Annotated in this window: 7 protein-coding genes; 1 reads left to right on the top strand and 6 read right to left on the bottom strand. The window is 42.2% G+C overall.

The features are described 5' to 3' along the window. Nucleotides 1–3,156 (bottom strand): HYR-like domain-containing protein (locus WFY05_RS14430; protein WP_437127410.1); only part of this gene is annotated, 3,156 nt, incomplete at its 3' end. Between the two features lie 338 nt (nt 3,157–3,494). Further along, on the bottom strand, nt 3,495–4,130 hold the full coding sequence (locus tag WFY05_RS14425; protein ID WP_340113599.1) for a LuxR C-terminal-related transcriptional regulator: 636 nt from the start codon (nt 4,128–4,130) through the stop codon (nt 3,495–3,497). 836 nt (nt 4,131–4,966) lie between these two features. On the opposite strand from WFY05_RS14425, the gene WFY05_RS14420 reads away from it, so the two are divergent. After that, entirely contained in the window at nt 4,967–10,210 is a 5,244-nt protein-coding gene (locus tag WFY05_RS14420; RefSeq protein WP_340113598.1) for a PKD domain-containing protein, read from the top strand. 872 nt (nt 10,211–11,082) lie between these two features. Here the strand turns inward: WFY05_RS14420 and WFY05_RS14415 are convergent. The 4 genes from WFY05_RS14415 to WFY05_RS14400 form a co-directional block, all read right to left on the bottom strand. Beyond that, entirely contained in the window at nt 11,083–11,712 is a 630-nt protein-coding gene (locus tag WFY05_RS14415) for a helix-turn-helix transcriptional regulator (RefSeq protein ID WP_340113597.1), read from the bottom strand. A 510-nt stretch (nt 11,713–12,222) separates the two neighbouring features. Continuing rightward, nucleotides 12,223–17,118 (bottom strand): HYR-like domain-containing protein, encoded by a 4,896-nt coding sequence (locus WFY05_RS14410; protein ID WP_340113596.1) that lies wholly within the window; start codon nt 17,116–17,118, stop codon nt 12,223–12,225. A gap of 838 nt (nt 17,119–17,956) precedes the next feature. Next, entirely contained in the window at nt 17,957–19,585 is a 1,629-nt protein-coding gene (locus tag WFY05_RS14405) for a thiamine pyrophosphate-binding protein (RefSeq protein WP_340113595.1), read from the bottom strand. A 6-nt stretch (nt 19,586–19,591) separates the two neighbouring features. Next, nucleotides 19,592–20,089: a shikimate kinase gene (locus tag WFY05_RS14400; RefSeq protein ID WP_340113594.1), complete on the bottom strand. Its 498-nt coding sequence runs from the start codon at nt 20,087–20,089 to the stop codon at nt 19,592–19,594. Nucleotides 20,090–20,112 lie beyond the last annotated feature (23 nt).

Below are 20,112 nucleotides of genomic sequence, written 5' to 3'. Positions count from 1 at the left end.
CGGATCACCCATTTTACAATCGAATACCACATCAGCCGGGCAACTGATTGAAGGAGGTACATTATCCCTGACCGTGATCGTTTGCACGCAAGTGGCGAAGTTTCCGGCACAATCAGTAGCTCTCCATGTTCTTGTAATGGTTCCGTATCCACAGTCATCCAGGCTTCCTACATCGCTATAGGACAAGGCTGGATTTTCATCACAGTTATCAGAAACAGTTGCGGTTCCCGGATCACCCATTTTACAATCGAATACCACATCAGCCGGGCAACTGATTGAAGGAGGTACATTATCCCTGACCGTGATTATCTGATCACAAGAGACTGAATTACCGTGACAGTCTGTTGCTGTCCATGTACGGGTAATAACAGATTCCTGCGGACAATCTCCTGCAGCGATTTCATCGCTATATGCTACCTCAACTTCATTGTCACAGTTGTCAGTGGCCGTAGCAAACCCTGTGGCTGACGGATCTGTGCTTTCGTCACATTCAACGGTAGCATCTTTCGGACAAAGAATTACCGGTGGCGTAGTGTCCACAACCTTAATGGTCTGTACACAAGTGGAAATATTACCGTCACAGTCTTTTGCAGTCCAGGTACGTTCGATCAGTGCCAGTCCGCAGTCTCCATCGGTAGTAACATCAGCCCATGTGATTTCCACGTCGTTGTCGCAGTTGTCGGTAGCTGTTGCATATCCGGTAGCTGTCGGTGAATTATCGACATCGCATTCAACCGTAGCATCGGCTGGACATTTGATAACCGGCGGTTTGGTATCCACAACGGTGATAATCTGAATACAACTTGCTGCATTGCCGTCGCAGTCAGTGGCTGTCCAGGTACGTTCAATACTTGTCAGTCCACATGATCCAATGGCTTCATCATCAGCCCATGTGATTACCACTTGGTTATCGCAGTTATCGGTGGCCGTTGCATATCCTGTGTTATCTGGATCGGTGCTTTCGTCACACTCTACTGTAACATCAGGCGGACAAACAATAACCGGAGGAGTAGTGTCCTCAACCTTGATTAACTGTGTGCAACTTGCCACGTTACCACAGGCATCGGTAGCAGTCCATGTACGCTCGATCAAGATCAGACCGCAATCTCCTTCAGTGCGGGCCTCGGTAAAGGTTAGTGTAACATCAGCATCACAGTTGTCGGTAGCTGTTACGTTAGCCGGATTAGGAATATTGTCACATTCTACAGTCACACCGTCTGGGCAACCGGTGAGTACCGGCGGCTCGTCGTCATTTACAATAAATGATTTTGTTGCTAATGCGCCATTCGTGCAGAAATCTTCTGCATAAAAAGAAACGATAATTTCTTGATTGCAGTTGCTTGTTGGTGGAATATATGAAAAATCTACATCAACAGCTCCGTCGCAGAGATCGTTTGCTGAAGCTCCGGCTGCCCATGCGGCAACCAGGTCGGCATCGAAGCATTTCATGGTCAGGTCATCCGTAGGCGGAGTGACTACCGGCGGAGTATGATCTTCGATGGTAACAGTCAAACTACAATCCGTGAAACAAGTTGGATCATCGTCTCTGGTTACTCTGACGGTTAAAGTGAAAGTCTGATCACATACTTTATCCGCTACTACAACTACGGATGGGCCATCAGTGTCTCCCGAAATTGTAGCAGCACCGCTTATACTCCATGAAAATAGAAGGCCATCTACAGCAAATGGGTAGCTATATGTTTCAGTTGCCCCGGGACAAACCGGATCATTACCGGTAATATCACAAGGAGGCGGCACACAGGAAGCCTTTGACTCATTTGTAAAAGTAACGGTAATTACCTGATCCCAGTCAATATTAATAGTCGCTGTACCTACATCTACTGCCGTAGTAACATCCGGAGTAATGGGGCCGGTATGAATGTTATATCCTTCATATGTTATGTTTGTAAGTCCCCAGTCCAGAGGTGGTAGTTGTAATGCCTTATCAATCTCTTCTACCACATATGTACCTGGTAGTAGCCCAACAAACTCTTTTGTATTGGATAATGTTGCATCTGCATCATCGTCTAAGGAGAATGATTCTGTAACTCCATTAGTAAATGAAAATCGAAAGTCCTGCGCATTATCCGGGACGGCATCTTTTACAACAATAATTTTTGCATACTGGATAATATCCCCAATACTTTTAAAAGGTACTGTCTGGGCACCACTTCCCGGAATTGCGTTATCCAGATCGTATTCGACACCATTAAAATCAATGCCCCAAATTACATGGGCTGCATCAAGTGTTGCCTGCAGGTTACCGGTAGGATCGCTCCCCGGAACACATTCGATAACTACATCAATTCGTAGAACAACTTCCTCGCCTGGATTAAGACTATCTATTTGAATAGTGGCAAGTAAATTATTTCCATCTGCCGAAAGTAAGTACGGATCAGTCATTAATTCTGCTTCACTATCATGATTGTCACTAATTCCGGTATCCGGATCACCATCGTTAGCGGTACCAACGAAATCTGTGTTGTAATTTATTGCAACACCTTTAATATATTCATGTCCAATTCCTGGCTGTCCGGTAGTGGTCGCTAAAAATGAAAAATCAAGTTCGATAGTTTCGGTTGCATATTCAGCATCTTCTAAAGGGTCAGTTACGATATGCATTAAATAGGTAACAACGTCACCGCATTTAAAATCACCGCCTTCCAGCGATTCAACAATATCATCGTATTTACCCACTGTACGGTCGTTAAAAGCTCCGCCACCTGTTTCATGATCGTAGGTATACGGCGCCGCAGCAGTGAAATCCATGTCGTAAATATCCGTCTGCCCATCTGTGAAAGTGGTCGTCGCTTCCAGCAGACTGGATAATCCTTTTGCTGTTAGAAGAAATGCTTCACCCAGATCCCATTCTTCAATTTGAAATTCATGGTTATCGATATCGCCAATGTCATCGGCAACAGCATAGAGCGTATCGTTAGGGTGGTCGTAAATCTGGTGGTCGATAACCAATAATACGGTTTCACCGGCCAGCCACCCTGAGCCTGTTATAAAGACAACATCACCTGGGAAATAGTCGGTTTTGTCGGTAGTTACTGTTTGTCCAAAGCCAACGCTGGTGGTAAACAGCATAATGCCCGTCAAAACTGCTGATAGCAGTACGCGGGCTGTTCGTAAAGGCACGTAGATTTTTCTCATAATCTGATAGTTTTAGATATAAATTGCTTTCAGTTTTTTTTTATATCAAATCATCAGAAAAAACACCCGACAGGTATTCTGTTTTATAATTGAATTATATTCCCGGGGTATGGTACATTTAAGTTCAATTCTTATAAATAAAAGTTACGAAATAGACGACCGGGAGTCAATTGGGATTACTACGTAATTACTGATTTGAATGTAACGTGTTTGAGGTCGTTTTTTTTTTTGTAAAAACTTGTTTATTAAAGTACATGTAAAAGTTTCCGCTGCGTAGATTGAAGATTAGAAATAATACCCGGATTAGGGCCTTTGTTAAAGATTATTTTACGAATATTTTATGCTGAAATATGATGCTGAAATGCGTAACGTATCATTTCGGCTGTAGATTTTATATTCAGCTTCTCCAGGATATTTCTTTTATGAGCCTCTACTGTTCGCGGACTGATATTCAAATAGGCAGCAATCTCCTTATATGTCCTGCCTTTTGAAAACTGTACTATAATTTCCAGTTCCCTGTTGGTAAGAACCTGATCATTTTGCTTTTCATTTTTCCGGACACGAATAGTTGTCCGGATTATAACCCATACCTTTTTGCTAAAAAATTCTTCTCCGTTCATTAATTTCAAGATCGCTTTTATCAGTTTTTTTTCGTCTGCATTATCAAAAATAATACCCTTCACACCAGACCTAATGTAGGCTTCAAAATATTCGGAACAATCCTGACTAACTAGCAATAAAACAGGAGATTTTGAATAGTTTTTTCTAAGTTTTCGAAGTGCCTTAATTCCTAAATTTTCGCAATGGCAAATATCAAAAACAACCACATCGGGATCTTCATCCCCGAGTTTAATTGTTAATTCTTCTATGCTTTTCGCCTGCACTATATCGTTATTTATTTGAGCGTTATGAAGAATTGCTTTTATTCCCTTTCCGTAAAGTGTAAATTTTTCCAGTAAGGCTATCTTACCCATATGTGCGGTATTTTAAGGTTAGATATTCTTGCCTGAAACATATTCAGACAATAATAATTTTTCAAATTGATTCCAAACACTTTAAATAATCCCCGTTAAGATAAATTATCTGTTCCAAGCTAATTATTTAAGCATTATTCAATCAAATTCGACGAACATACTTCTGGTTGGTTTTGTGGAAAGGATGAATACATTTAACCAAGCAAAACAATATACAAAGAAATATGTAATCTGTCAATTAGGGAAATTACCTATATGGATTTTGAAAATTCCGCATATAAAGCTTGATATTATATATTTTTAAATCTCAATTTAAACGTCAGATTTGTGCATTTGCATCCTCGAACTCATGATCCCGTGATATCGTATAGTTTAAAAATCCCGAAAGTAAAATTTATTACTCCCGGGCTTTACATAAGAAAGCAACTGTTCACAACTCTTCTGTTTATCAGTCGATTATGAAAATTTGCAAAAATATTTTTAGCGGCTGTTTGGAATGTCAAACTATCAGTAAATACTGATACTGTACAACTTTTTAAACAGTCCTGATCATTCCTAAATCGTTGTGTGTTAAAAAAATAGCTTGTGTATAAAAAAACGAACATCTACATTCGTCTCCTGAACCCGTAATATAAAATCGATCAAGAGTTCATGGACGATTCAATCCCAGTATTCTTATCGACTGAGAGAGTTAAATAGTTTAGTTTATTAATTAATTAAGTTGTGAGTAGAATTTAATTAAGGACATTTGTTTTTACAGACAAACCCGCTGATTGTTTTTGAATGATCAGAATACAACGAAACAAGACCATTAAATCAAATTCTAGAGTTTTGTTATGAAAAAATCAGAGTTATTGGCATTGCTGATGCTAATTTTTATCGGTAGTGCGTTGTATGGACAAACCCCAGACAACAAATTCAAAATGGCAGGAACGAATCCGGTATCCATGTCAATTGATCAAACCTTTTCGAAGTCTGCTGAAATTTTCCCGTTTGATGAAAACGGAAATGTGATTTACGGACTTGATATCAGTGCAAATGTTGAACTCAAGGACGATAAATCCCTGGTTCGGCTGGTATTAATCGATAGTAATTTTGAGGAGTACCTGATCTATGAGAGTTATCAGCTGCTGGCAGAAGAGGAAAGCTCTTTTTCCATAAAAAACGTTTGTGAAGAAACAGCGATTCTGGATCGTATAAAACCGTACGCTATATACATTGAGCTTGAAAATGCCGATCTTGAACTTACAGGTATCACTTATGCAACAGCTGTTGCTCCGGGTCTCGATGTAGCAAGCGTAAAAAAGGAAAAGAAGAAAGGTCAGAACGAGGCAAAGATCCGGAAGATCAACCAGAACCTAAAAAAGAAAGGTAAACACTGGGTGGCCGGAGAAACAAGTGTTTCGCAGCTAAGCTATGGAGAAAGAAAAAAACTGTATGGACAAAGTACCTTTCCTGCCGGTTTTGAATATTATGCAGGCGGGGTAATAACTGCCGGTAGTTCAGCGTCAACCACTACGACTGATGGCACGTTAAAATCAGCCACTACAACATCATCCAGTCCTTATGTTGGAGAATGGGACTGGCGAGACCGGCACGGGAAGAACTGGATCACTTCAGTAAAAAATCAAGGAGCCTGTGGATCCTGTTGGGCTTTTGCATCAACCGGGGCAACCGAGGCTATAGTAAATGTCTATTATAACCAAATTCTTGAACTGGACTTAGCAGAACAGGACGTATTGTCCTGTAGTGGAGCCGGAAGTTGCACAGGAGGATATCCGAGTATTGCCCTGAATTACATTACAAATACAGGTATAGTTGACGAAGGAGCTTTCCCTTATGAAGGAGCAGATTTATCCTGTAATGAAAAGTCAAAAAGTCCATCCGAGCTTATTAAAATTGGAGGAAAGATTGATTTTGGTTCTACTGCTTATCCAAGAACAGAGGATGATCTTAAACGTATGCTGATTGAAAAAGGCCCGGTCAGCGGAGGACTTTATGACTGGAGCCATGCGATGGTCCTAGTTGGATATAAGGTTGTTGAAGAAGGAGATGTATTTTACTACAGAGACCTAGACCTGCAGAGGTACTGGATTACAGTTGAAGCTAACGATCCTTTGATTGGAAAGACAGTTTGGATCTTTAAAAACAGCTGGGGATCCTATTCCGGAGATGCAGGATATGTTTATGTAGAAACACCGATCAGCAATATTGGATGGACACATGCACTGGAAGCGCCTGTTACAAGCCTTGTTCAACCCTATACTGTTAAATATACTGATGCTGATGGAGATGGATACTACTGGTGGGGAATAGGTCCGAAGCCGGCAAATTGCCCAGGGCCAGACCAGGCTGACGGTAATGATGCTGATCCAACATTAGGCCCGCTAGATCAGTATGGTTTTTGTTTACCGCTTAATAATCCTCCGGTTGCTGATTTTTCAGCAGACAGAACAGAAATAATCCAGGGAGAAAGTATTGACTTTACTGATTTATCCAGCGAAAATACAACTTCCTGGTCATGGACATTTGAAGGAGGATATCCCGCAAGCTCCTCAGAAAGAAATCCTACAGTTACATACGATGAGCCTGGTATTTACGATATTAGTCTGACAGTAACCAATACATCGGGAACGCATACTAAAACTGTTCCCGGATATGTTTCGGTTGAAAAAGTCTATTGTACTTCACATGGAAACGCTTCTGAAGAATGGATAAAAACATTACAACTGGGCTCAGTACCGATTGGATCCCAATCTACCGGTACAACCGGTTATCAGGATATGACCAATGTGTACACGATTGAAGTGAGTGGAGGTACAAGTAAAAATATTTACCTGGTCCCCGGATATAGCGGAAATGCATATGAAGAGTACTGGAAAATATGGATCGATTATAATGGTGATCTGGATTTTGATGATGATGGGGAATTAGCATATGCCAGTGCTGCAATAAGCGGTATGGTAACTGGTTCCATAACATTTCCACCGAATTTGAATATTACAACCCGTATGCGTATTTCCATGAAAAGAGGTGGAAGTCCATCTCAATGTGAAATATTTCCTTATGGAGAAGTAAGAGATTATTTGGTAGCGATAACCTCGCCATTAACAAATGCGCCGGTTGCCAACTTTACTGCCGATAATTCAATAATCACAGAAGGTGAATCTGTCTCTTTTACTGATGCTTCTACCAATACACCCACAACCTGGAGTTGGACCTTTGAGGGAGGATCTCCGGCCACATCAACGGCTCAGAATCCAACAGTTACTTACAGTACCGCAGGTACTTATAATGTGACTTTAACTGCAGGCAATGCCGACGGATCAGACACCAAAATAATGACGGATTACATTCGGGTGAATGCTCCGGTTATTGCACCTGTTGCAAATTTCTCTGCAAATCAAAGTACGATTACTGCAGGCGAATCAGTTACATTCTCTGATCTGTCCACCAATACACCAACTTCCTGGAGCTGGACATTCGAAGGCGGTACTCCTTCTACCTCAACGGCAAAGAATCCGGTAGTCAAATTTAATACTCCGGGAACTTTCAATGTAAGCCTGACCGCAACAAATTCAGGCGGTTCAGATACCAAAACTGCGACCGGCTTTATTACAGTTGATCGTATTCCTACGCCTCCGGTAGCAGCATTTGTCGCAGATGTTACCAATATAAAAGAAGGAGAAAGCGTTTCGTTTACCGATCAATCGACCAATACTCCCACCACTTGGAACTGGACTTTTACCGGTGGCAGTCCGTCGACATCAAGCGCACAGCATCCCACAATCACTTATAATACAGCCGGAACTTATGCAGTAACACTTACCGCTGCAAACGACGATGGATCAGATACAAAAACGATTGCTTCTTATATTACTGTTGCTGAACCTGCTCCGCCGGTTGTTAATTTCACGGCCAGTCAGACATCGGTTACCGAAGGAACCATTATTAATTTTACTGATCTTTCGACCAATAATCCGGATGAATGGTACTGGGAATTCCCGGGTGGAACACCAGGCAGTTCGAACGAGCAGGATCCGACTATTGTGTATAATACGGCCGGAACTTACAATGTTACTTTAACTGCCACCAATGCTGACGGCACAGGCACGCTGACATTAAATGGCTTTATCGAGGTTACCACACAACCGGTTGTTACATATCCTCCGGTTGCGGCATTCTCATACAGTGCACAAACAATTGATGCCGGTGAATCCATCTCGTTCACAGATGAATCGACAAATTCTCCGACTTCGTGGTCGTGGACTTTTACAGGTGGAACACCTGATGTATCAACCGCACAAAATCCAACAATCACCTACAATACAGCCGGAAACTATGGAGTTAGCTTAACGGTTACAAATGACGACGGTTCCGATACCAAATCATACAGCGGCGTTATAACAGTTAACGAGCCGGTAACTCCTCCTGTTGCAGATTTTACTGCAGATCAAACACTGATTACAGAAGGAGGGCAGGTGGACTTTACTGATAAGTCTAATAACAGTCCGGATACCTGGTACTGGCAATTTGAAGGCGGCGAACCCGCAACTTCAACAGAAGCCAATCCGAAAGTAACTTACAGAAATCCGAACAGTTACAAAGTAACGTTAACCGTATCCAACAAAGGCGGTAACGACACCAAAACCATTGAGAATTACATTCAGGTTGAACAGGCTATACCGGAGTATTGTATCCCATCGCCTGTTGCAAGTGAAGAATGGATAACAAAGATCTCGATCGGAAATACTATAAAAACATCGGGATCGAATGGAGGATATGCCGACTTTACAAACACAACATTTACGCTGGAATCAGGATCAAATTATGCCATAGAACTGGCACCGGGATTTAGTTCACGCGATAAATTTGAATACTGGACAGTCTGGATCGACTACGATCAGAATATGGATTTCACTGACGATGAAAAAGTATTCACTGCCTCAAAAAGCAAATCGGCGGTTAGCGGATCAATCACAATTCCTGACAACCTGGACCTGACAACCCGAATGCGTGTTGCCATGGGAAAATCAGATCCAACGGCATGTGGGTACATAGACCTTGGTGAAGTGGAAGATTATACTGTTCAGATTATGGCACCTCAGCCTCTGGCACCGGTGGCCGAATTTGCCGCCAATCTTTATACCATTAATGCTGGGGAAAGCGTACAGTTTTCCGATATTTCAGCCTATACTCCAACATCCTGGGCCTGGACATTTGCTGGAGGAAATCCGGCAACATCAACCAGTCAGAATCCAACGGTCACTTATTCAAGCGCCGGGACGTACAATGTAACGTTCACCGCAACAAACAGTTATGGTTCAGACACAAAAACGGGTGTAATTACCGTACTGGCTCAGGGAGAAGTTGCCTACTGTACACCTGTTAATTTGAACAGTACGAGTAACTATATTGAAAGCGTAATGATCAATAATACTGGTTATGAATCATTGACCGACGATGGATACTCTTTCTCGAATGTGAGCATCGATATGCTTCCGGGACAAAGCTATGATATCACACTTATTCCATCGCTTACCAGCTCGCGTAATTTCTGGAGAATATGGATCGATTTCAATCATGACGGGGATTTTGACGATGCAGATGAAACGGTTCTTGCAGCCAATAATAATAAAGGCGATGTAATTTCCAACATCACGATCCCTGACTATGCTTATGGAGTTACCCGGATGCGAGTGAGTATGAAAACCGGAAAAACTCCGGCTGCCTGTGATGATGATTTTGAGGGTGAGGTGGAAGATTATGAAGTCTCCTTTGGAGGAGCAGCTCCCGGTTCATCAATGCCGGGCTCAAGTGCAGATCTGTTTGCGCCGGAAGATAAAACCTTCTTATCGGTTTATCCAAATCCGACTGAAAACAACGTTACCCTGCGGATTTCTGCAATTGGAGAAACGGATTCCTATGCAGTCTATAATTCAATTGGGGCAAAGATCATGGAAGACTTTATAACAAATACGATGAGCACCATTGATCTGTATGATCAGTCTCCCGGTCTTTACATCGTTGTTGTAAGCTCTCAGGGACACCAATACACTGAAAAAATTATTAAAAAGTAACAGTAATAAGGGCACTTTTATTTAAAGCAGGATTGTCTGATTTTTCATGACACATCCTGCTTTTTTTTAAAAGTCTGGTTGTGCAATAATTTGTTATCATAGTAGAATCAAGTATTATTGACTCACCATGATCCCGAGTACTCGGGATCGTCCCTCTCCGCGCGCAGCTACCCTCTATACACAAATATTTTGGGACAATTATTTCAACTTCACGATGGCAATACGGCGCAAATAACTTTAAATCTCTGAACTGCGGGGTGTTTGCGCCTATCCCTGATACTGATCAATACCACGGGTTTCACTCTCTACGTTCGTTTACCCGCGGTTATTATTGTTTCACCCTTCCGGGGTGAATATAAAATGACACTGAAAGTGTCGAATGTGAATAACCCGGTGCGCCTGCCCGGCTTTTGACGGGAAGCGCCGGGCCGGTTAACAGCCCGCATCTCGTCCGGCGAAGAAAGTTGCTTAGTGATTGTTCGTTGTCCCGGACGAAATAATATTGGCCAATATTTAATCAGACAATCAAAAAAATGTAAACAAAGAGTAGATTCCGGAAGGGAGACCCGCCCGGATGAACCTGTCGGACGGGAACAGGAGAGAGGGTAAATGAGTAGCAACTTACAACTACTTTCATTTCTGCTGGTGATTCCCGGGAATCATGATTGTTTTTTCTGAAAGTCTATCTCCAAGAAATGAACTACCCCGCCGCAGAGCAGCGGGGTATCACAAAGTATGATGTTTCTCGATTCACCCCAAGGGGCGGGGAATAGAATCCATTAGATCCCGATGGCTATGCATCGGGATCAGTTCGACTTCATAATTTCAGTTCTCCGTCGGTTGACGGATTCTGAAATTAGAGTCTCACTGATTTAAATAAGAATTTTATTGCGATATGCATACTTCACCATATCGGCAGTTGAGTTGATCTTAAGTTTTGAAAGTATGTTACGTTTATGGGTTTCTACAGTACGCGGACTAATACTTAACTCCGATCCTATTTCCTTGTAAGTCAACCCACTGGAAAAAAGTTTCAGGACAGCAACTTCCCGGTCTGTCAGTTTTTGATCTATCGGCTTATGTTTCCTCGATTGAATTGAACTTTTAAAGATCTTCCAGACTTTATCCGTAAAGTATTCCCCGCCCTTCTTTAACTTTCTTATGGCGTTAAGCAATTCATCCCTGTCGGAACTATCAAAGATAAATCCCTTCACTCCCAATCGAATATATTCTTCGAAACAGTCGGCATAACTCGCACTTACAACTAACAGTACGGGAACATGCGGAAAGATATTCCGAAATCTTTTTAAGGGTTTGAAACCTGAATTTTCGTTATGAATTATATCGATTATGATCACATCCGGAATGGTGCCATCAAGCTTTCGTACCAACTCCTCCCTGGTTTTCGCTAAAATTACCTGGCAGTCTTTTTCATTACTCAGAATGGATGCGATACCCGATCCAAGAAGTGTAAACCTCTCTAATACAGCAATTTTACACATGACGATTGATATTAAAATGTTAAAAACACATTTACATCAATCTACCTAACTATTGATATCCCTTATTTTAAATCAATAAATCTGAATATACTGGATATAACCGTTAAACAGATTGTACATATCTACCAATCAGCCCGATAAGTCATCCATGAAATTGTTTGTGCGTAGTAAGTAATTTCTTATACGTAATTTACGCAAAAAGATACATATAAGTCAATAGGTAATTCCCGGTATATTTTTTTGAAGGAAATATGTAACTACTTTTTTTGACAACTTACGAAATATAAGATCTGCCATAATGAATGAGATTCGTTTCATTTCTATTGTAATTAATCAGCTCAAGTGTAACTATCCGGCATCGGAATAAATGAGTTGGATGAGGGTAACAATGCAATTCAAAAAATGGAAGAGGCCGACGCTGACAGCCGGCCTCTTCTGTAATTCTATTGAGGTATTATCCTCAACCTAAAGCAGAACACTTTAGTTATTTGATAAAAAATAAGGGTCAAATTATTTTTTGTAAATAATCCTTCCAACCTGAACATCTCCGTCCAGATCAAGACGATAGAGGTATACACCCGTAACATCGTGATCCGGTTCGTAGAATACCTTGTTCAATTCACCGGCTATTACCTGGCGCTCGAGTATGCGCGCAACACGTTGTCCGGTTAAGCTGTATATATCAAGCGTTCCGTAAGCATCTTTTGCAGAAACAAATTCGAACGTTACCTTCTCGGTAAACGGATTCGGGAATACTTTCAATTCTCCTTCTTCGAATTCACCAATACCAGTGGTAATTTCTGCGCTCTTCTTATTACCTCTAACTCTAACGGTTTCGAAGTCACCGTCCTGAGCTGCCAGTAATGTAACTTCAGGTCTGACTGTTTCCGGACAGTCGCATGTAGGTATGCATACCACAGAATGGACGATTACCCAGATATAGGCTCCTTCCGGCACATTGGTGATGTCAACTTCTATGCCGCCGGTAGAACCATCGTTCTCCCAAACTACGGTATATTGTCCCGGAGCCACGGTATATTCACCTTTGTGTTTCCCATTCTTCTTCTGAGGATACATTGGAGTACCTGCATAAATATGTGCTTCGGTTAATACATAACCTTCCAGCAAATCGAAGTCGACAAACATGGTGTTAGTGCCTCCGAAGGCGAAGCTTAAATCAACGGTTCCAACGTAGGTACCTTTACTAAGGTCGCACTGACCGGCGCCGGCATAAACATCCAGAGTATAGGTTGAATCTCCGTCAGCCAGGATCCTGTTTGTCCATCCCCAGCGGTTAAATACCGCGGTGTCAGGTTCGTCCAGGAAGCATTTTGCACCAATTTCGGTGGTATATGGCGTTTGATCCAGATCTACATTCAAATCCGGTTCCGGCAAACGTCCAAATGCTGTTTCACAATCGCCTTCCGATTCTGTGAACCTGTATAAGGTATCAACTGCAGTAGAAGTATTTTCGCAATCATCCTTTGCAGTGAATGTAAATATCCAGTACTCATCACATTGATTCGGATCTGAAGGATCGATCGGTACCACACGAATTGATGGTGTTATACTGCCTCCATCTGAACATTCGTCAGTATAGGTAGCCGTAGCTACCGGATCCGAGTTACAGGTGGAATCCATAACTACGGTAATGGTAATTACCGGTGGCGTGGTGTCTATAACTGTGATCGTCTGACTCGCTGTCGAACTGTTACCACAGGCATCGATGGCCTTCCAGGTACGGGTAATTACCAATGGACATGAATAATTCGTTGTGTCATCAACCATTGTTGGCGTGATATCTCCGTCACATACATCACTAGCTGTAGGACTACTCCATTCTGGTACACTCGGACATTCTATCGTAGTGTCGGCGTCAACTCCCGTGATAACAGGTGGTGTTGTATCGATTACTGTGATTGTCTGGCTCGCTGTCGAACTGTTACCACAGGCATCGATGGCTTTCCAGGTACGGGTTATTACCAATGGACATGAATAGGAAGTCGTGTCATCAACCATTGTTGGTGTGATTGCTCCGTCGCATACATCATTTGCTGTTGGTGTGCTCCATACCGGCTCATCCGGACATTCGATCTCTGCATCAGCACCTACTCCACTGAATACCGGTGGCGTAGTGTCTAAAACTGTGATCGTCTGGCTCGCTGTTGAACTGTTACCACAGGCATCGATGGCTTTCCAGGTACGGGTTATTACCAATGGACATGAATAGGAAGTCGTGTCATCAACCATTGTTGGTGTGATTGCTCCGTCGCATACATCATTTGCTGTTGGTGTGCTCCATACCGGCTCATCCGGACATTCGATCTCTGCATCAGCACCTACTCCACTGAATACCGGTGGCGTAGTGTCTATAACTGTGATCGTCTGACTTGCTGTTGAACTGTTGCCACAGGCATCGATGGCTTTCCACGTACGGGTGATTACCAAAGGACATGAATATGAAGTCGTATCATCAACCATTGTTGGTGTGATGGCTCCGTCGCATACATCATTTGCGGTTGGTGTGCTCCATACCGGCTCATTCGGACATTCGATCTCTGCATCAGCACCTACTCCACTGAATACCGGTGGCGTAGTGTCTATAACTGTGATCGTCTGACTTGCTGTAGAACTGTTGCCACATGCATCGATGGCTTTCCAGGTACGGGTGATTACCAATGGACATGAATAGGATGTCGTGTCATCAACCATTGTTGGTGTGATGGCTCCGTCGCATACATCATTTGCCGTTGGTGTGCTCCATACTGGTTCATCCGGACATTCGATCTCTGCATCAGCACCTACTCCACTGAATACCGGTGGTGTAGTGTCTATAACTGTGATCGTCTGACTTGCTGTTGAACTGTTGCCACACGCATCGATTGCTTTCCAGGTACGGGTTATGACCAGTGGACAAGCGTAAGACGTTGTATCATCGGACATGGTTGGAGTTACTTCTCCAAAACAAGCATCAAGCGCTGTTGGCGTGCTCCATTCAGGAACCGAAGGACATTCTATGGTAGTGTCAGCCTCAACTCCCGAAATTACTGGTGGAGTATTGTCCGAATTAACCGTAAATGTCGCATCACAAGTATCCTTTAATCCGCAATAATCAGTTACAATCATTCGAATTGTGACGGTACCGCCACAGTAATCCGGTGCATCAACGGTATCCGGATCTACTTCAATATCGTTAATATGAAATACCGTATCAAGAGGATCTGTTCCACCGGAAACCATGAAAACCGTATCTAACCAATTTCCAAAGTTTGCATCAACTGCAGATTGCCCCTGACAACCATCCATGCTATAATCTGAACATTCAACATAAACAGGATTTGGATCCGGTTGGAAAATAGTATCGCCACAAAATGATCCATTGGGATCAACAGCGTTAAACACTTCAACATCATAAATTCCGGCTCCAAGGTTAAACATGGTATCTACCAGATTTGGAGTTATCGTTGTATCAAAAGCTACTGCATCTTTGTACCAAATGTATGTATAAGGTGGATATCCAATCGTATCAGAAGGTGTTACTTCTGCCCATGCGATACCAGTTTCTGCACCATAACATTCAACATCAACCGTAAATACGGCACATGTTGGAGCTGTTGGAGTCCATAAAACCTCACCATAGCAATCAGTTGTACAACCATTCGCATCGGTAATATAAACATCGTATCTGCCGTCTGTTAACCCATAAATACTATCCGAATTCTGGCCTCCACCAATAGTACCGCCGTTACTTGGCACCCATAAATAAGTATAAGGGCCTTCACCTCCAGTAACAGTCACTTTTGCAGTTCCATTTCCGGCATTAAAGTAAGTTTCATCCGTAGCTGTAACATTACAAACCGGGTTATCGTGAACAGTTACCATAAAAGAATCTACAGCAAAACAACTTTCATCATCTGGATTTGAACTGCGAGCCCAAAACATGGTATCTCCTACAGGTAAAGTTTGGTTTGAAGAAATCGCATTTACAGGAGGATCTGCAAAGGCGTCAGCACTAGTAGCATAAAAGGTTACATTTCCGTCACCAAAGCTATCTACAGCTGTCATCAAATCAAATTGATTTTCGCCGTCATCGCAAGAATCGAGAGGCATTGCCACAATTTTGGTTTCCAAATCATAACCAAACAACAGTGGTCCAACAAAGTCATGCATTTCCGATTCAAAACTTGGCGAACTTCTGGTTTTTACCAACAGGCTTCCCAAAGTTTTGTTACAGGCATTTCCTCCAAATGCATCCAATCCTAAAAACGACATATTAATAGCAAATTCGGCAAACTGAAGTGGCAGATAGCCATCATTATTATCCGCTTGCGGACCTTCCAGGGTACCCCACGGAGGTGCAGGAGAAACACTATCAACGTTTACCACCGCCCATGCAGCAGGATCAACACCATCAACTGCCGGCTGAATTTCGGCATAACCAAAACCAGCACCCGATTCCGTAGTGAAAGCACCTGTAAAACTGAAGGAAGAGCTCGCATTAAAATTAGCTAATCCCCAATTGTAGTCATCTTCACTTACCCAAACGCGTATACTGGCCACGGGATCATCACCACCTTTTTCGTAATCAATACTAACGATCAAGTCTCCGGCGGTTAATACTATCCCATCATTATCACGATCAAATGTCCATGAGGTATGTCCATGGTCACCGCCGGTATTGGTAAAATTCATTCCATTATACCCAACCTGGTTTGCAAAAAACTCAAAATCGGCATGTACAGATCCTGAACTCGACCGGGTGGAGAAAGCTCCTATTCCCCAAACTTGTCCACTTGGGTCTTCTCTCATGTGCCCAAACACATCAATTAAATCTCCTTTTTGATAAGGGTCTTTAATCCCCGTATTCCATGTTGATGGATCCTGAAAGTTTTTATCCGACGTACCGGCAAACGCAGAACTGTCTTTCCCATTTCCGGCAGTATTGTTATCTCTTGCATACACTCCGTCAATCCATACAATTGTATCTCCAAGAGAAGAAGGAATCTCTATTTCGGAGTTTCGGGGAACACCCATCCTGACAACAAAACTTAAATTCTCATCAATTGCAAGCGCACTGATTATGTTAGCAATGAATGTTCCGGAAGGGGTAAACACGGCCATTCCATTCCCTCCATAAAGACCGCCAAACCAATCGTCGGTGCCAACTGCAGTTTCTCCAGCCAAAGCAGGATCAAGTAAGTAGTTCGCATAAATATCAGCATCAATTCCGAAGTTTGCCTTTACTGCGGGCCCCTCGGTGACGATCTGACTATTTGCATACTGCATTGTACAACACAGCAAAATAAATAATACGGCAAACATTCGGCACCAATAAAGGCACAGCAATTTTGCCCAGGCAGGAACAACTTTTCCGGCTCCTGAAAGTTTTTTGTAAAATGTCTCCATAAACTGATAATTTAAGTAAGTAAATAATGTCTTTTACTTATCAAATCATCATCCAACAAACGCCAGGTTACTGTATCTTTTAATTGAAATTTTGTGAGTACTTCGCGGGGTTGCACGTTAAGTTTCTGCTTTCGTTCAAAATTTCAAATACAAGTTACGACGAACGGATAGCCTAAGTCAATCGGGTTTTATACGGATTTGAGAATCGATATTTAAATACTTTTTGGTATTTTTTTCTTTTCTGATTCAGACTTCCAGTTTCTCTATAAATCCTGACTTTAATTTTGAACGGACAAAAGATTTATCAAGCAAGGATAGCAAAATTGAAATAAACTTGTGTTCTATTTACAATCAAATAAAAAAGAAAATAGAATCATCGACAAGAAGCATTTCACCAAGTTGATCAACATTGTAGTCTGAAAAACATTTATCAAAATACTATTGATATTAAAACACTTACAGGTATTTTATTGAATTTTAAGATTAAGTACTTTTCTCAACTTCTTTTAATTAAATTATACATTCTCCATTTGCTTACATTTGCAAGAATCCAGCTCATCGGAAATATCAAAATAGATTCCACAACTAAGAATTAAAGGGTTAAGCGTTCATAATTATGAAGTTGAAATTTTAATTTCCTCTATACGTAAAATCCCGTATAATTTATCCGAAAATTACGTATAGAAATGACATATATCCATGTAATATTACGGGATTAATTCACTCATTTTTTCGTTCACACGGCAATTTATTGGTGATAATAAACAAGATTCTAACACCTTAAAAATCACCTTTAGAATAAATATTGAGTTGTAAAAGAATAAGAGAATTCTTTATATCAAACACTTTGCAAAACCAATTCATCGTATTCATTTGCAGAAACAACTGCTTCAACCACTACAGGTCCGTTCAATTTGAAAGCTTCTTTCAAAGCTATTCGATAAGTAGTCAAGTCGATTGCCCGTAATATCGGCACTCCAAAATAATGGTTCGTTGGTTCATCCGGGAGAGTATTTAAATCCGTTCCGTAATGTGGCTCGTATCCTTTCTTTTGTTGTTTGATGTTGATCAGCGACAAACTTTTGTCGTAGATCACCACAAAAACGATATTGAGATTGAGTCGTTTGACTGTGGCCAGTTCGCCCACAGTCATATAAAAACCGCCGTCGCCCATTAAGGCTACAACGGAAAGTTCGGGATGACACATTTTTGCCGCCATAGCAGCAGGTAGCGCAAATCCCATTCCCGACCAGCCATTGGTCATCAGTAGTTTTTGTGGCGCCGGAGTTCGCCACTGCTGACCGGCAAGGTGAAGGTGAGCACCAACATCAAGCGTCAATATTCCATCATCAGGTAGTATCTGTCGTAATTCATGCAAAACAGCAAGCGGTCCAAAACTCCCTGGGTTGGGCGTCAATTTTCGGAACAAGCGTTCACGCCTTTTCTTTAGCTGACCAATATTCCAACTCTTCCTTTTATCTTCTAAAGCCAGCATTTCTTTTAACGCTGTTTTCAATCCCCCCACCACATTCAATACTTCAGGAATTTGTCCGGTATCCACATCGGCTTTCTTCGAATCGATGTGAATCAGCGGTACCCTCGGCATCCAGTCTTCATAATTAAATTCCACCGGGTCGTATCCCACACCGATCACCAGGTCGGCTTCGCTGTAAGTTTCGGACACCATATCTGAAAGCGCATGAAACAGCACACCTGCGTACAGCGGATGATCTTCAGCAAACATCCCTTTTGCCATTGGTGTCAATACAACCGGTAGTTGATATTTTTCGGCGATTTCAAGCAGGATGTCCTGAATACCTTCACGCACAGCTGTCAAGCCTACTGCCAAGACAGGTTTTTCACTTTTATTCCAGAGCTGCTCAATCTTACGAACCTGTGCGCCCACCAAGGGCGACCATCTTTTCTTTTCGATACTTAAATAATCGAGGGATGATCGGGCATCTGCCGCCACACGTTGCCCGATTCCGGCAGGCACACCAATATGAACCGGGCCGGGAATATCAGCTGTAGCCTTGCTCCTTCCTTTCAGAATGATTTCCTCCACGTTTCGATCATTCATATGGGTGGTCCACTTGGTAATCGGGAAAAACAATTGCTGATGATCGATATTCATCTGGACAGTTCGGCCCTGCAGATGATCGGGCATTTCGTCGGTAAAAGCAAGTAGAGGCGATCGATCTAGAAAGGCTTCCCCTACTCCTGTACTCAGGTTTGTTGCTCCCGGTCCGAATGTTGCAAAACACGCTCCAGGAATTCCGGTGAGTCGGCCGCAAACATCGGCCATAATAGCAGCTGTAGCTTCGTGGCCTACCAGCACAAAATCAATACCTTTTTCTTGACGAAGGGCCTCAATATAATCGATCATGTTACCACTGGGCACACCAAAAACATAACGAACACCAATTTCGCGCAGGGTGTGGGCAAACTGTCGGGCAACGGTTGACATGGTTTATCAGGAAATCATTTCTTTTACCAGTTCCAGATCTATATCAGGCTCAGTGATGTAATGCTTTGCCTGCATGTAAAATTCGTTTCTTTTGTGAAGCGTATCATCAATAAAGGCAATCAGTTCTTCACGCGATTTACCTTTTATCAGCGGTCGTTCGGTTTTCGATTTCAGTAAACGATCGGCCAGAATTTTTGGATTTATATTCAGGTAAATGGTTTTACCTGTCTTGTTCATCAGATCGATATTATCGAAAAAACAAGGTGCACCTCCGCCCGTAGCAATGACAATATCGGTAAATTCCGACAGCTCTTCCAGTGCTTTTCGTTCTTTCCTTCTGAATTCGGATTCCCCTTCTTCGGCAAAAATCTGTGGTATGGATTTGCAGTTGCGTTCTTCAATGTAATGATCCATATCGACAAACTGCAAATTCAAATGCTTCGAGAGTCGCCGTCCCAAAGTGGATTTTCCGCATCCCATATATCCGATCAAGTAAATTCTCATAAAAACAGTTTAGTGTTCAGTGT

This window comes from Maribellus mangrovi, assembly GCF_037646455.1.
Taxonomy (GTDB): domain Bacteria; phylum Bacteroidota; class Bacteroidia; order Bacteroidales; family Prolixibacteraceae; genus Draconibacterium; species Draconibacterium mangrovi_A.
The sequence above is the reverse complement of the archived record's forward strand: the minus strand, read 5'-3'. Positions and strand labels throughout refer to the sequence as shown.